Origin of the sequence: Aureimonas frigidaquae, assembly GCF_001463905.1 — a bacterium.
Lineage (GTDB): Bacteria > Pseudomonadota > Alphaproteobacteria > Rhizobiales > Rhizobiaceae > Aureimonas > Aureimonas frigidaquae.
In genome coordinates, this window is the sequence record NZ_BBWR01000013.1 from 1 (window position 1) to 14,966 (window position 14,966).

14 protein-coding genes are annotated in these 14,966 nt (G+C 66.0%); 8 read left to right on the top strand and 6 right to left on the bottom strand.

Going from position 1 to position 14,966, the window contains the following annotated elements; all coding sequences use genetic code 11:
* Window positions 1–349: 349 nt before the first annotated feature.
* Window positions 350–910 (top strand): integrase core domain-containing protein, encoded by a 561-nt coding sequence (locus tag AUL30_RS19775; protein WP_157070170.1) that lies wholly within the window; start codon window positions 350–352, stop codon window positions 908–910.
* 201 nt (window positions 911–1,111) lie between these two features.
* Here the strand turns inward: AUL30_RS19775 and AUL30_RS14095 are convergent, their stop codons facing one another.
* Entirely contained in the window at window positions 1,112–1,435 is a 324-nt protein-coding gene (locus AUL30_RS14095) for a hypothetical protein (protein WP_244490841.1), read from the bottom strand.
* Window positions 1,436–1,868: 433 nt separating this feature from the next.
* Between AUL30_RS14095 and uxuA the strand changes: the two genes are divergently transcribed.
* Window positions 1,869–3,104, top strand: coding sequence for a mannonate dehydratase (gene uxuA / locus AUL30_RS14100; RefSeq protein ID WP_062228547.1), 1,236 nt, complete (start codon window positions 1,869–1,871; stop codon window positions 3,102–3,104).
* 16 nt (window positions 3,105–3,120) lie between these two features.
* On the opposite strand, the gene AUL30_RS14105 is transcribed toward uxuA, so the two are convergent.
* Entirely contained in the window at window positions 3,121–3,807 is a 687-nt protein-coding gene (locus tag AUL30_RS14105; protein ID WP_062228548.1) for a FadR/GntR family transcriptional regulator, read from the bottom strand.
* 177 nt (window positions 3,808–3,984) lie between these two features.
* Here AUL30_RS14105 and AUL30_RS14110 point away from each other — a divergent pair, with 177 nt between their 5' ends.
* Window positions 3,985–4,299, top strand: a complete 315-nt coding sequence (locus tag AUL30_RS14110; protein WP_062228549.1) for a hypothetical protein — start codon at window positions 3,985–3,987, stop codon at window positions 4,297–4,299.
* Window positions 4,300–4,324: 25 nt separating this feature from the next.
* On the opposite strand, the gene AUL30_RS14115 is transcribed toward AUL30_RS14110, so the two are convergent.
* From AUL30_RS14115 to AUL30_RS14130, 4 genes are all read right to left on the bottom strand, one after another.
* Complete coding sequence (locus AUL30_RS14115) at window positions 4,325–5,524, bottom strand: GTP-binding protein (RefSeq protein WP_062228550.1); 1,200 nt, start codon at window positions 5,522–5,524, stop codon at window positions 4,325–4,327.
* A 73-nt stretch (window positions 5,525–5,597) separates the two neighbouring features.
* The gene (locus AUL30_RS14120; protein ID WP_062228551.1) at window positions 5,598–6,482 is read right to left on the bottom strand and encodes a DMT family transporter; all 885 of its coding nucleotides are present in this window, start codon (window positions 6,480–6,482) and stop codon (window positions 5,598–5,600) included.
* A gap of 73 nt (window positions 6,483–6,555) precedes the next feature.
* On the bottom strand, window positions 6,556–7,287 hold the full coding sequence (locus tag AUL30_RS14125; protein ID WP_062228552.1) for a helix-turn-helix domain-containing protein: 732 nt from the start codon (window positions 7,285–7,287) through the stop codon (window positions 6,556–6,558).
* Between the two features lie 119 nt (window positions 7,288–7,406).
* Window positions 7,407–8,627: a glycosyltransferase gene (locus AUL30_RS14130; protein ID WP_083507944.1), complete on the bottom strand. Its 1,221-nt coding sequence runs from the start codon at window positions 8,625–8,627 to the stop codon at window positions 7,407–7,409.
* Window positions 8,628–8,909: 282 nt separating this feature from the next.
* Here AUL30_RS14130 and xth point away from each other — a divergent pair, with 282 nt between their 5' ends.
* The 5 genes from xth (at window position 8,910) to urtD (ending at window position 14,965) form a co-directional block, all read left to right on the top strand.
* On the top strand, window positions 8,910–9,683 hold the full coding sequence (gene xth / locus AUL30_RS14135; protein ID WP_062228553.1) for an exodeoxyribonuclease III: 774 nt from the start codon (window positions 8,910–8,912) through the stop codon (window positions 9,681–9,683).
* 329 nt (window positions 9,684–10,012) lie between these two features.
* Window positions 10,013–11,344, top strand: a complete 1,332-nt coding sequence (gene urtA, locus AUL30_RS14140; protein WP_244490842.1) for an urea ABC transporter substrate-binding protein — start codon at window positions 10,013–10,015, stop codon at window positions 11,342–11,344.
* 77 nt (window positions 11,345–11,421) lie between these two features.
* Window positions 11,422–13,038, top strand: a complete 1,617-nt coding sequence (urtB, locus tag AUL30_RS20000; protein WP_062228554.1) for an urea ABC transporter permease subunit UrtB — start codon at window positions 11,422–11,424, stop codon at window positions 13,036–13,038.
* Window positions 13,035–14,180 carry an urea ABC transporter permease subunit UrtC gene (urtC, locus tag AUL30_RS14150; protein WP_062228555.1) on the top strand — a complete coding sequence of 382 codons (1,146 nt, stop codon included), beginning with the start codon at window positions 13,035–13,037 and terminating at the stop codon, window positions 14,178–14,180. Before urtB ends, urtC begins: the two co-directional genes overlap by 4 nt.
* Window positions 14,181–14,185: 5 nt before the next feature.
* A complete protein-coding gene (gene urtD, locus AUL30_RS14155; protein ID WP_062228556.1) occupies window positions 14,186–14,965 on the top strand; it encodes an urea ABC transporter ATP-binding protein UrtD in 780 nt (259 codons plus the stop codon).
* The last annotated feature ends 1 nt before the right edge of the window (window position 14,966 follow it).

Genomic DNA, 14,966 nt, shown 5'->3' on the forward strand with positions numbered 1-14,966 from the left:
CGGGCATAAGCAAGCGGGCGATAAGGGTGGTATGGGCGACGCACGGCGAATGAGGACGGCCCAGACGCAGGCCGTGATCCGATTGTAGACGCTGCGCCGCGAGCAGGCCACGAAAACAACGATGCCTTCGTTGGGCGCGGATGCTGGTGCCGCTGCGCTTTTAATAAGCGCTGGTCTTTGGACGTCGTGCTTGACCAGTTCACGGATGGACCTGGCTTCCGCACCCTCACGTTTGGCGACGACTGCACGTGCGAATGCCTGACACTGATCGCGGACGCACATCGCGGTCGAGCACGCGGATTGTCTGCGATCTGGATGGGCTCTTGTTGCAGGGAGGGTACGACTAAGGATGATCGTCAGCGCCGATGGCAGCAAGTTCACCTCACGCGCCAACTTCGCTCCTCCCGATCAGAAATGCGTCGAGGAGCGTACCATCGTGCTCGGCAAGCCGATGCAGAATGGGTTCGGTCTGCTGCGCAACGAACTTCTCAAACTAGGCCTTGATCACCTCGCTTGGGACCACGTGGAAACCGACCTTTGGTGCGCCAACTTTGGCACCGACCGGCCGCATCCCCAGATCGCCCGTCAGACGCTGAACGAGTTTGCCGGCACCTTCACCCGCGATGGCGGCTCGCATTGCGCTATTCCAGAACTTCCATGCAGGCGCACGCAGCTTCACCCACCCAGCAGGACAAGACCTATGACGGGAAATTCTGCAAATCTGGAAAGAACCCCGGGGAAACGTCATTCGCAGGGGATGTATGAGCGTTCGTCCTGGATGGCCGGCCAAGACCTCTCATACTTGGCCGTCTCTTGCGGACGCTCTCAGCGACCGGAGCGGTGTCTTACCGGTACACCAGATGGAATCGCGGTCGCTGTGGCGGCCAGTTGCCCTTACCGAGGGGCTTGACCATTTGTCGAATCGCTGCCGCGTGTTGTCACACCCGGGGTGAAGCATGCCCATACTGGAAAGAGGCATGGCGTTTTCGAAGCTCAGCTTAAACGCCATCACCCCACAGTGGGGCACATGAGGCTCGTATGCAGAGAGCCGGGACGACACGGCTCCCCAGGGTCGATTACATGCCGATCGAACGGATCGACGGTAGCAGGGTCAGTTCGGCAGGCTCGCATTGCACGTCTGCATCGCGCCGACCTTCACCCGCTGTTCCCAATGGGGCCCGAGAATATCGCGCGCCGGTACGGCATTCTTGTACCCGGGCTCGCCCTTGCGGAACATGCGTATCGAGAATGTCGTGTCGTAGGTGCCGGTATAGATGGTCGTTCCAGGATAGTAGGTGGACTGGGCTGTGTTGCCATACAGGCTGGTCTGGACCGTGCCCCCGGTCTGATAGGTCGAGATGTTGTTCTGCGAACCGGCGCCGTCGATGATGTAACCGTCGAAGCCGGCTTTCAGTGTTTCGATAGCGGCGTTCATTTCCGCGACACGCGCAGATCCGATCGAACCGCATTCCGGGGCCGCAGCCGTGCGGATCAGCATGCTGTTCGCAGAAGTCCGAGTCGCGCCGGACTGAACGCAGCCGGACAGAGAAAGACAAGACAAGGCAATCACAAGAAGTTGGCGCATCACGAATCCATAAGCGTTTGACGCCTGCAGGTTCCGCGCGGGAGCGCGTCGTGTCCATAAACCTAGGGTTGGAGGGGTGAATGTTCGTGGAAAGCGCCCGGGTCGCGGTGGCCCTCCCATCTGGTCCGGTCTTGTGGACGGCGGGGTGGCCGTTGTTACCGTGACCGAGACAAGCGGGAAAAGCGGACAGCCCGATGGGGCATCAGCTTCCATACTAGTCGCCGGCCCGTTATGAAGGGTGAACGGCCGCTGTGCCGGCGCGTCCTTTCAGGGGAGGTCACCTGTGCGACAGACTTGGCGTTGGTTCGGTCCGAAAGATCTGACCTCCATCGACGATATGAAGCAGGCCGGTGTGGAGGGCGTCGTCAGTGCGCTCCATCAGGAAGCCACCGGAGCGGTCTGGACGCGGGAGGCGATCGCCCAGCGTCAGGCCGAGATCGGGCTCTGCAAGGATGGCAGTCCGTCCGGCCTTGCCTGGGAGGTGGTGGAAAGCCTACCCGTTTCCGAAGACATCAAGAAGCAGCGCGGCGACTGGCGCGCGCATATCGAGAACTACAAGGTCAGCCTCGCCAATCTGAAGGCGCAGGGGCTCGAGACCATCTGCTACAATTTCATGCCCGTCCTGGATTGGACGCGAACAGACCTTACCTTTCGCCTGGGCCATGGCGGCACCTGCATGCGCTTCGATATCGTGGACTTCGCCGCCTTCGATATCCACATTCTGGAGCGTCCCGGCGCAGCGGAGTCCTTCGGACCGGAGCTTGCCGAGGCCGCAGGTGAGCGTTACGCCACAATGAGCGATGCGCGCCGGCGCGAACTTTCCGACAATGTCACGGCCGGTCTGCCGGGCGCCACGGAGCATATGTCGAGGGAGGATGTCCGCCGGCATCTTGCCGAGTACGATGCGATCGACCCGGAAGGGCTGCGCCGCCATTACATCGCCTTTCTGGAGGAGGTGGCGCCCGTTGCCGAAAAGCTCGGCATGCGGCTCTGCTGCCATCCCGACGATCCGCCTTTCCCGCTGCTCGGCCTGCCGCGCATCATGTCGACGGCCGACGATTACGCGTCGATCCTGTCGGCGGTGGACAGCCCCGCCAACGGCATGACCCTGTGCTCGGGTTCGCTCGGGGCACGGCCGGACAACGATCTTCCCGCAATCATGCGACGGTTCGGCCCCCGGGTGCATTTCCTGCATTTGCGCAACGTCACGCTGGAGACGCCCGGCATCCCGGCCTCCTTCCACGAGGCCGAGCACCTGCGTGGCAATACCGACATGGTGGCGCTCATCGCGGAGATCGTGGCGGAAGAAGCGCGGCGCAAGGCGGAAGGCCGGGCCGACCATCAGATCCCCATGCGGCCGGATCACGGGCAGGACATCATCGACGATCTGAAGCGGCGCGGCCAGCCCGGCTACCCGACGATCGGGCGGTTGAAAGGCCTGGCCGAGCTGCGGGGCATCATGACGGCTCTGACCCATCCACGCTATGGCCTGGCGGGGCAGGGGGTGGCTTCCGCCTAGTGCGCGGTGGGAGCTGTCAGGCCTCCTGTTCCCACCGGCGCAGGGAGGTCAGAAGATGGGCGGCGAGTTCGCCGGAGGCACGCAGGCTGTCGCGGGAGCGCAGCGCCTCGACGATGCGGGCATGCTCGTCATAGGCGGCGCGCCAACCCTGGTGACTGTCGAAATGTTCGCGAAACTGGGCGGAGAGGGGGCTGAAGCGGGCTTCGAACAGTTCCCCGACCAGCCGCGTCATGACGGCATTCCCCGACAGGCCGGTGATTTCCATATGGAACAGGCGATCATTGTCCAGCGGGCTGCGCCCTTCGGCGATATCGCGGCTCATGGCGGCCAGGATCGCGTCCAGCCGGGCGATGCCCGCGCTGTCCGAGCGGGCACAGGCGAGCGGAATGGCCGCGGTCTCGATGGCGATCCGCGCTTCCATGATTTCGATCGGCGAGTCCCCATGCGGGCGCGTGCGCGATGCAGCGGCGCCGAGGTAATAGATGCCCGACCCCATCCGGATTTCGACCGTGCCTTCGATCTCGAGCGCGATCAAGGCTTCCCGAAGGGAGGGGCGGGAGACGCCGAGCTGCTGGGCCAAGTCCCGCTCCGGTGGCAGGCGGCCGCCCGTTTCGAGCGCCCGCTCCGCGATCAGGTCGCGGATCTGATCGGCGATCTGCTGGTAAAGGCGCCGCGGTTCGGCGGCCGGACTGTGGATCGACATAAGGCCTCGCTCGGGCGAACCATGGGGTTCGCTGGATGAATGCCGGATCGGCTCTGCGCTGTCCAATGCATTCGGGCATCGCGCGTGGCAACCGCGTTGCCTATGATCCAAAGTTGAGTCGATAGACAGCTTCGTTTATCAGACCTTGATCATCGGACAGTTTCCGGAGCGCGTTTCATGAGGGCAGAGAAGATCGCGGGGCTGCTCAGCGCCTTCGTCGAGACGCGCGATCTGCGGAACCTGACGCAGGAGGAAACGGACGAACTGGGCGGGATGTTCGTCGCGCTCCTGGACGCACGCGTCGAATGCAACGCGGATGCCGAGACGCTTCTGGCCTGGCAGTCGGACCTGTTGCAGGCCCTGGTCATGGCCGTCGAATCCGGGCGGCTCAGCATCGAGCCGCTGGATGTCCTGCGCTACTCCGTCGAGTTGGCCGAGAATGTCATTGCCTTCCTGGGCCGCGGCCCCCTTGCCCTGGAGCATCGCGGCTGATCCTGGAACAGCGTGGAAGCGCCCGTTACGTACGGTCGGGCCAGGCGGCGAAGGGATCGCGCAGGCTGCGCCATGCGGCAGGCGTGAAACTCTCGGCCGGAAGCAGGCAGGCATCGAGATCGCGTCGGATGGCGGCCTCATTCATCGGCTGTGTGCCGATGAAGACGATCTCCTGGCGCCGGTCGCCCCATTCGGGATGCATGATGCCCTCCATCATGCGGCGCCATTCCGGAAAGTCGGGCCGTGCCGCTGCCGGGACGCTGGCCCACCAGCGCCCCAGGCGTGTCGTGCGGACCTGGGCGCCGGCCTGGCTGATCTCTCCCACATGGTCGGGCCGGGTCGCCAGCCAGAATAGTCCCTTGGCCCGCACGACCCCCGGCCAGGACCGGCCGATAAAGTCCTGGAAGGCTGCCGGGTCGAAGGGCCGCCGGGCGCGGTAGACGAAGGAGCCGATGCCGTATTCCTCCGTTTCGGGAACATGATCCCCAAACCCGTTCAACTCCTTGTACCAGAGGGGATGCTCCTGCGCGCGCTCGAGGTCGAAACGGCCGGTTCCGAGCACCTCCTGCAGCGCCACGTTCGCAAAGTCCGTCTCCAGGATGCGGGCGACAGGGTTCAGAGCCTTGACGATCTGCCGCGCAGCGGACAGGTCCGCCGGAGAGGCGTCGCTGACCTTGTTCAGAATGATGACATCGGCGAACTCGATCTGTTCGACGATCAGGTCGATGAGGGTCCGGTCGTCGCCGGCACCGAGGGATTCGCCCCTGTCGCGCAGAAGATCGGCGGAGCCGTAGTCCGACAGGAGGCGCGCGGCATCGACGACGGTTACCATCGTGTCGAGCCGCGCCAGATCGGACAGGCTGGCCCCGTTCTCGTCGCGGAAGTCGAAGGTGGCGGCGACGGGCAGAGGCTCGGCGATGCCTGTCGACTCGATGATCAGGTAGTCGAAGCGGCCTTCCTCCGCCAGCTTGCGCACTTCGATCAAAAGATCGTCCCGCAGGGTGCAGCAGATGCAGCCATTCGTCATTTCGACGAGGCGCTCGTCGGTGCGTGACAGCTCGGCCCCGCCGTCGCGGATCAGTGTGGCATCGATGTTGACTTCGCTCATATCGTTGACGATCACCGCGACACGCATGCCCTCGCGATTGGCGAGAATATGGTTGAGAAGCGTCGTTTTGCCGGATCCGAGAAAGCCGGACAGGACAGTGACGGGAAGACGGGACATGAGCGAACTCCTGCTGATGCAAATTTTGTTACGTTATAACGTTACAAATAAGGCATCGCAAGGCGCTGATCTGTCAGCGGCGGGGACTGAGACTGGCAAGCCCGGCGCCCCCGACGATCAGAAGCGCCGCAAGGCCGATGGCAAGGCTGGCCGGCGCCAGCCCGGTCAGGACCAGAAGAAGCGTCGAGGCGAGCGGCGCCAGATAGGACAGGGCGCCGAGAAGCGGCAGGTTGCCGTGCTTGGTCGCATGATCCCAGGCCAGGAAGGCCAGGCCCACCGGCCCGATGCCCAGAAGGACGATCGCACCCCACTGCAAGGCGTCGGGCCGGACGCTGTCCTCCAGGGCGAAATGCAGGAGCCCGCCGGCCAGCGCGACAGCGCCGCAGACACCGACGAGCATCTCGCTCGGCACCTGTGAGAAACGCCGATTGGCGACGGAATAGCCGGACCAGATGAGGGCGCAGGCGCCCGCCGCCGCGTAGCCCGACAGGCTGCCGGCATCCTGGATCGGGGCGCTTCCATCGGCGAAGATGAGGGCGGTTCCCAGAAGCCCCATGGCGGCGCCCGCCAGGTGCCGGGCGCGCAAAGACTGGCCGCCGGGCAGCCACGCCGCCATCAGGACGATGAGGAGCGGCCACAGATAGGCGATCAAGCTTGCCCGCGCCGGGGGGATGGTGGCCAGCGCATAGAAATACAGCGCATGATACAAGAACAGCGCGCAGAAGGCGGTCAACCAGGGCGCAAGCGGCTGGCGCAGCCGCTCCAGCGCCGCCCGTCCACGCAGGGCCAGGACCAGCATGCCGGCCAGAAAGGCCACGCCGAAGCTCAAGGCCAGGACCTGCAACGGCGGTATGCCCCGGGTGGCCACGGTCAGGAGGGCCAGGACAGCCCAGAAGCCTATGGCGGTAACGCCGACCATCGTTGCTCCGACCATGACCGGCCCTTTTCTGTACTGCATTCGACTGCGAGCCTGTCTGCCCCATCAGGGGGTGCCTGTCTTGGCATATCCTGCCACGTTGCCGGCAGATCCTTCAGGATCGCATCGCTCTGCGTATTGCCGCAGGCGTGGTGCTGCGCGCGCGCCGGAAGATGCGCGTGGCGCTGCTCTGATCACCCAGGCCGCACCGGGCGGCGATCTCGGCGATGGAAAGGGCAGGGTCCCGCAGAAGCGCCTCCGCCTTGTCCAGCCGAAGGGCGGTCAGGGCCTCGTGCGGGGTCGTATCGCGGCGGCTGCGGAATGCCGCATGAAGCCGCGTGACGCTGAGACCAGCGGCACGGGCAATGTCGGTGCTGCGGATCGGCTCACCCAGCCGCTGCGCCATGAAGTGCAGCGCGCGCCGGAGGGCCAGCTCCACCCTGTCCGGGGCTCCGGCGGGCAGGCAGGCCGCCTCCAGCACCAGGGTCGCGAAAGCGTCGATGCCATCGCGCGTCCTGAACGGTGCAGCCCCCGCCGCCCGGTGGCGCATTGCGGCCAACTGCATGAGGGCGCGCAGGTCCGGGCCGATGGGAAAGAAGGGGGGCGCATCTGCTTGCAGCCGGTCGGCGGGCAGGTCCAGCACCAGGAAGGCATTGGCACCGGGCGCGGCGAAGGCATGCTGCGCACCGGCCGGCACGAAGGCGGCCAGATCGCCCGCCACCGCGCCGCCCCGCCGCTCGGTCTCGATCTCCAGGCGGCCGCGCAGCGGCAGGATGATGTGATGATAGGCGTGCCGGTGATGCGCCACCTCGCCGGCATAGCTGCGGATTTCCACCACCGTGCCCATGGATCAGACCTTCCACGCCGCGTTTCCGTGCAGCCGATTAGCACGCCGCCCGCAGGGCCGACAGAAGGATCCGCCGGCCGGACGGTCAGGCCTGACCTTCCAGGGCGGCCTCACGCGTCTTAGACGGAAAGTTGCCGGCGGATGATATCGCTGCGATGGCGAAAGACGCTGTCACGCGTCAGATGGGCGGCCGACGCGCCGGCGGCGCGGATCAGTGCGGCGAGCTGCTGACGGTCGCCCGCCAATGTCTCGACAGCCTGGCCAAGAGCCTGCGTGTCCCCGCGCGGGATCAGCACGCCGGCGCCTTGTTCATTTACCAGTTCGGCGGAATAGGGATCACGGTAGCCGACCAGGGGCGTGGCGGAATGCAGGCTTTCGATCAGATTGCGGGGCGATTCATCGCTGAGGTGGCAGAACAGGAGGAGATGCGCTTGGCGATAGGCTTCGCGCACGCGGGCCGGATCGGTGACGAAACCCTCGAAGACGATGTCGCGCCCGCTTAGCCCCGCCGCCGCCGCAGCCGATTGCATGGCACCGAGCATCTCGCCATCGCCGAGCCAGCGCGCCTCGAAGGCGATACCACGCCCTTTGAGCCAGGCCAGCGTGGCGACCCAGTCGAGCGGACCCTTCATGGGGGCGGCGCGTCCGCAGTAGACGATGCGCAGCGATTCGGTCAGCGCGCCAGCGGCCTTGGCCTGCGTGCCGGCGGCATCGAGGCGGTCTTCCTGCGTGAAATGAATGTCTTCGACCTGATGCGGATTGCGGGCCACCGGCTTGAAATGGCGGTAGACCGTGGCCCCATGCAGAAGGCTGAGTTCGGCGCCGCGCACCGCCCGCTTCTCGTTGCGGGCCATGACCGTGGCGCGGATGGCGGCCTTGAGACGTGTGGAGACGGAATTGCCGACTTCAGCCCGCACCACCTGGGATTCGACACGGTCGAACCAGACCGCGTGGGCGATGCCGTGGCGGCGCGCGACCGATGCTGCGATCTCTCCCGGATCGCCGATCCAGCCGCCATAGGGGAAGGTGTGATACTGCGTGTCGCGCATCAGGGCGAGCAGCCTGTCCGCCACGGCCTTTCGCTCGCGCAGATAGACCTTCAGATCATAGGTGTTGGGCAGGGGAACCAGCGTGATGCCCGGCGCCTCAATGCCATGGGCCCCGGCATCCTCCCACCCCTGCGGCGGCGGTCCGTCATGGCAGATGGAAAAGGCGGCGAGGCGGGCGAAATTCTCTTTCCAGGCGAGGAGCCCCGATATGGTCTGCCGCTCCACGAACAGGCGACCGGCCTGCCGGTACATGGGCGCGCTGAACCCCAGAAGAAGAGAATTGTCGGACATGGCGCAGCAAACATTCCCGAACGAAGGGTTGAGCCCGCGCAGACGGGCGCGGTCGCCGGGCGGGGTGCCCGTGATCCACCAAGGATAGGGGGCGCTCTTGCCGGTGCACAGGCCGTGGCATGCGCAATGGGGATAGGGTCGGCGTGCCAATTGTGGGGGTGGGGATCATCCGACCGGCTCAAGCGGGGCTTGCCACAGATGATCGGCGCGCCCCCATCGACGCGGGCCCGCCCCCGCGCTAGCTCCCGCAATGCCAGGGGCAGACGGAGGCGATCGGCGGCGGTGAAGATCGCGAGCTTCAACATCAACGGAATCAATGGCCGCCTGCCGGTGCTGTTGCGCTGGCTGGAGGAGGCCCGGCCCGACGCCGTCTGCCTGCAGGAGTTGAAAGCGGCGGACGAGCGCTTCCCACACGCTGCCATCGAGGCGGCGGGCTACGGTGCAGTGTGGCATGGCCAGAAGAGCTGGAACGGTGTTGCGATCCTGGCGCGCGATGGCGAGCCGGTGGAAACGCAGCGCGGGCTGGACGATCCGCCGGAGCCTGCCCAGAGCCGCTATATCGAGGCGGCGGTGAACGGCATTCTGATCGGCTGTCTCTATGCGCCCAACGGCAATCCCGCGCCTGGACCCAGATACGATCTGAAGCGGGCCTGGTTCCGGCGCCTGGCAAAGCGCGCAAAGGCCCTGCGCAGCCTGGACGTGCCGGTCGTGCTGGCCGGCGACTACAATGTCATTCCGACCGAGCTGGATGTCTACAAGCCGGAGCGGTGGACCGACGACGCGCTCTTCCGGCCAGAGGTCCGAAAAGCCTATCACGACCTTCTGAAGGCAGGCTGGATCGACGCCTTGCGCAGCCAGCATCCGGACGAGCGGCTCTATACGTTCTGGGATTACCTGCGCAATGCCTGGCCGCGCGACGCCGGGCTGCGGCTCGACCATATGCTCCTGTCACCCGGGCTGGCGCCAAGGCTTTCGGGGAGCGGGGTCGACCGGCATGTGCGCGGCTGGGACAGGACCAGCGATCACGCCCCGGTCTGGATCGCGCTGAACGACTGAGCCGCCACGACCGCGCCGGCGGCCGGGGCTGGGACGGGCGCCGGGAACAGGCAACGCGCCGTCCTGTCCCGCAACCGCTGAGACAACCTGCAATCACCTGCCTTCCGGCGCTCACACATAGGGCAGGCTGCTACGAACCGTGCATATCCCCTGACACGCCGAACGCCACGCTGCCCAAGCCTTGATCGCTCTGCCTGCAAATGGGGCGGATCGGTAAAAATCCTGCGGCGACAAGGGCGGGTTCGCCTGCATCCGCAATCTGGCACGCGGCTTGCTGACCCTTCGGTGCGATGGCTGCAGGTCGCGGCCTCGAACGATTGGAGATGGGGATGAGTTCAGCCTTGGGATGGGCGCGCGGTGCGCTCGGAGCGATGGTGATGTCGGCCTTGGCCGTGACGGGCGTGCAGGCACAGGACGCCGCCGCGCCCTCCGGCGAGCCGATCAAGGTCGGCGTCCTGCATTCGCTGTCCGGGACGATGGCGATTTCGGAGACGACGCTGAAAGACGCGATGCTGATGCTGATCGACGAGCAGAACAAGAAGGGGGGTCTGCTCGGCCGGCCGCTCGAGGCGGTCGTCGTCGATCCGGCGTCGGACTGGCCGCGCTTTGCCGAATTGTCGCGCCAGCTTCTGACGCAGGACAAGGTGGCGGCGGTGTTCGGCGCCTGGACGTCGGTGTCGCGCAAGTCCGCCCTGCCGGTCTTCGAGGAGTTGAACGGTCTTCTCTTCTATCCGGTGCAGTATGAGGGCGAGGAATCGTCCCGCAATATCTTCTATACCGGCGCCGCGCCCAATCAGCAGGCGATCCCCGCTGTCGATTATCTGGCGCAGGAAGAGGGCGTGGAGCGCTGGGTGCTGGCCGGAACGGACTATGTCTATCCGCGCACGACCAACCGCATCCTGGAAACCTACCTGAAGGATCAGCTCGGCGTCGCGCCCGAGGATATCATGATCAACTACACGCCCTTCGGCCAGTCCGACTGGCAGTCGATCGTGTCGGAGATCAAGGCCTTCGGCAGCGCCGGCAAGCGCACCGCGGTGGTGTCGACCATCAACGGCGACGCCAACGTTCCCTTCTATCGCGAGCTCGCCAACCAGGGCGTGAAGGCCGAGGACATCCCGGTCGTCGCCTTCTCGGTCGGCGAGGAAGAGCTGGCCGGCATCGACACCGCGCCGCTCGTCGGCCATCTGGCGGCCTGGAACTACTTCATGAGCGTCGATACGCCGGAAAACGAGCAGTTCATCAAGGACTGGCACGCCTATATCGGCAATGAGGACCGCGTGACCAACGATCCGATGGAGGCCCATTACATCGGCTTCAACATGTGGGTCAAAGCCGTTGAGAAGGCCGGCACGACCGATCCGGACGCCGTGATCGACGCGATGATCGGTGTGAGCGTTCCGAACCTGTCGGGCGGCTATTCCTCCATGATGCCGAACCATCACATCACCAAACCGGTGCTGATCGGCGAGATCCAGGACGACGGCCAGTTCCAGACCGTCTACGAGACGCCCGGCCTCGTCGTGGCGCAGGAGTGGTCTCCGTATCTGGAAGGCTCCAAGGACCTGATCGCCGACTGGCGCAAGCCGATGTCCTGCGGAAACTTCAACGTCGTGACCGGCAAGTGCGGCGGACAGGGCGAAACCGCCACCGGGCAGTAAGCCCGACCCGGCAAGTGTGAGACGAGCGGCGCGCTGCCTTGTCCGGCAGCGCGCCGCCGGCGGGACGGACCATATCCATGCTGTGCAGAACCATCAGCCTCATCCTGTTCTGGCTGGCCTGCCTGTGCTTGTCCGCGCAGGTCCAGGCGCAGGAACAACCCGATCTGGCGAGCCTCGTGCGTGCGCTCGGAGAGGGCAGCTACGGCCAGACCGAAAGCGCCATCGAGGCGCTGGCCGCAAGCGGTAGGCCAGAGGCCGCCTACGTGCTCGAGCAACTGGCCGAGGGGAACCTCGTGAGCCGCAAGGCGGACGGCGCCGTCTTCGTCGGCCGGCGCGACGGGAGCAGCTATGTGCTGGCCGATCCGCTGACCGGCGCAGATGCCGGGCAAGCGCCCCGCGCTGGGGTGGAGGCCATCCGCGTGAACAACCGGATCCGGCGTGCCATTCGGGCAGCCATGGGCTCGCTGACGCTGCAGAGCGAGGATGCCGGGCAGCGCCGCGCTGCCGCCGCAGCCATCTTCACCGCGCGGGACCCGGAGGCGATCGAGGCGCTCGACACCGCCATCGCCGCCGAGCGTGACCCCGCCATCGCCGCGCTGATGCGCCAGGCGCGTGCTGCCTCCGTCCTGAACTCCGACCGTGCGGAGGCGGAGAAGATCGCCGCGCTCGATGTCATCGCCGCCCGCGGCGACCGGGACGCCGCCGTCGTCCTTGCGCCGCTTGCCGAAGGCGAGGGCCCGCTGGCCACCGCGGCCGGCGCGGCGCTGGAGCGCGTGCAGGCGCGGCTCGCCTGGATCGATCTGGCGCAGAACGTCTTTTTCGGCCTGTCGCTTGGCTCCGTCCTCCTGCTGGCCGCCATCGGCCTTGCCGTGACCTTCGGCGTCATGGGCGTCATCAACATGGCGCATGGCGAAATGGTGATGATCGGCGCCTATACGACCTTCATGGTCCAGCAACTGCTGCGCAGCTACGCGCCGGGCCTGTCCGAATATGCGCTTCTCTTCGCCCTGCCGGCAGCCTTCCTTCTGGCCGGGCTGGTGGGCGTCCTCATCGAGCGCGGGGTGATCCGCTTCCTCTACGGGCGGCCGCTGGAAACGCTGCTCGCTACATGGGGCGTGTCCCTGATCCTGCAGCAGGGGGTGCGCAGCCTGTTCGGCGCGTCCAACAAGGAAGTCTCCGCACCGTCCTGGCTGTCGGGAACGGTGGATGTGATGGGCGCCAGCCTGACCGTCAATCGCCTCGCCATCGTGGCCTTCTCCATGGCGGTGCTGGCCGGGCTGATGCTGCTCCTGAAGGCGACGCGCTTCGGCCTGTCCATCCGGGCCGTGACGCAGAACCGGCGCATGGCCGCGTCGATGGGCATCCGCACGCCCTTCATCGACGCCATGACCTTCGGCCTCGGCTCCGGCATTGCCGGCATTGCCGGTGTCGCGCTCAGCCAGATCGACAATGTGAGCCCCAATCTGGGCCAGAGCTACATCATCGATTCCTTCCTGGTGGTCGTGTTCGGTGGCGTCGGCTCGCTCTGGGGCACGCTGACGGCGGCCATGTCGCTGGGCATCGTCAACAAGTTCCTGGAGCCCTATGCGGGCGCCGTCCTCGCCAAGATCGTCATCCTGGTCCTGGTGATCCTGTTCATCCAGAAGCGGCCACGCGGTCTCTTCGCGCAGAAGGGAAGGGCGGTGGAAGCATGATCGCCAAACGCTTGGTCGGCGGCATGGGCGGCGCTGTCTTCCTGTCCGTCCTCATCGCCGTCGCCATCTACGTGCCCCTGGCCAACCTTCTTCTCGGGCCGGACTCCCCGGCCTCACTGCCCACGACATGGGTCGTGCTGCTCGGCCGCTGGCTCGCCTTCGCCATGCTGGCGCTCGCGCTCGACCTCGTCTGGGGCTATTGCGGCATCCTCTCGCTCGGCCACGGCGCCTTCTTCGCCCTGGGCGGCTATGCGATGGGCATGTATCTGATGCGCCAGATCGGGGCCCGCGGCGTCTATGGCAATCCGGAACTGCCGGATTTCATGGTATTCCTGAACTGGAACGAACTGCCCTGGTACTGGTGGGGCATGGACAATTTCGGCTTCGCCATGCTGATGGTGCTCCTGGTGCCCGGGCTCCTGGCCTTCGGCTTCGGCTGGCTCGCCTTCCGGTCCCGGGTTACCGGGGTCTACCTGTCCATCATCACCCAGGCGCTGACCTATGCGCTGATGCTGGCCTTCTTCCGCAACGAAATGGGCTTTGGCGGCAATAACGGCCTGACCGACTTCCGCGATATCCTGGGCTTCGACCTGCGGGCGCGGGAGACGCGCGTGATCCTGTTCTCCATCACGGCGCTGTCGCTGGCGGGGGCCTTCCTGGTGGCGCGCGCCATCGTCACGTCGAAGCTCGGCCTCGTCCTCGTCGCCATCCGCGATGCGGAAAGCCGCAGCCGCTTCCTCGGATACCGGGTCGAGCGCTTCAAGCTCTTCGTCTTCACCGTATCGGCCGTCATGGCCGGCATGGCGGGCGCGCTCTACGTGCCACAGACCGGCATCATCAACCCGAGCGAGTTCGCCCCCGCCAACTCGATCGAGGCCGTCATCTGGGTGGCGGTCGGTGGGCGCGGAACCCTGTGGGGCGCCGCGCTGGGGGGATTGATCGTCAACGCGGCCAAGAGCTGGCTGACGAGCATGGCGCCGGGGCTCTGGCTCTTTGCGCTCGGCGCGATCTTCATCGCCGTCACCATCCTCCTGCCGCGGGGCATCGTGGGGACGGCCCAGCACGGCTGGAAGGCGCTGGGCGAACGGCGCCGCGCGATCCGCGCAGAAAAGGGTGTCATGCCAGAGGGGGCGGCGGAGTAGGACCCATGTCGACACATGTGATCGGGACACCGCCGCAACCCGACAAGGGCGGATCGCTCCTCTATCTGGACAATGTCTCTAAGAGCTTCGACGGGTTCAAGGCGATCAACGCCCTCTCGCTCGTCGTGGGCAAGGGGGAGATGCGCGCCATCATCGGCCCGAATGGCGCGGGCAAGACGACCATGATGGACATCGTCACCGGCAAGACGCGGCCCGATACGGGCGAGGTCTTCTTCCGGGGCGCCATCGACCTGACGCGGCACGACGAGGCGGAGATCGCCAATCTGGGCATCGGCCGCAAGTTCCAGAAGCCGACCGTCTTCGAGAACCTGTCGGTGGCCGACAATCTCAGCCTGGCCATGGCCGGCACGCGGGGCGTGTTCGGAACGCTGTTCTTCCGGGCCTATGCGTCGCAGGCCCAGCGCATCGCGGCAATCCTGGACCTGACGCGGCTGTCGGCCCGCAGGGACGCAATGGCCGCAGACCTGTCGCACGGGCAGAAGCAGTGGCTGGAGATCGGCATGCTCCTGGCCCAGGATCCGGAACTCCTGCTCGTCGACGAGCCGGTGGCTGGCATGACCGATGCCGAAACGGAAGAGACGGCGCGTCTCCTGCGCGATATCGCGCAGACGCGCTCCGTCATCGTGGTGGAGCACGACATGCATTTCGTGCGCGAGCTCGGCGTTAAGGTGACCTGCCTGCATGAGGGGCACGTCCTGGCCGAGGGCTCGCTCGACAGCGTCTCGGCCGATCCACGCGTGATCGAAGTCTATCTCGGGCGGTGAC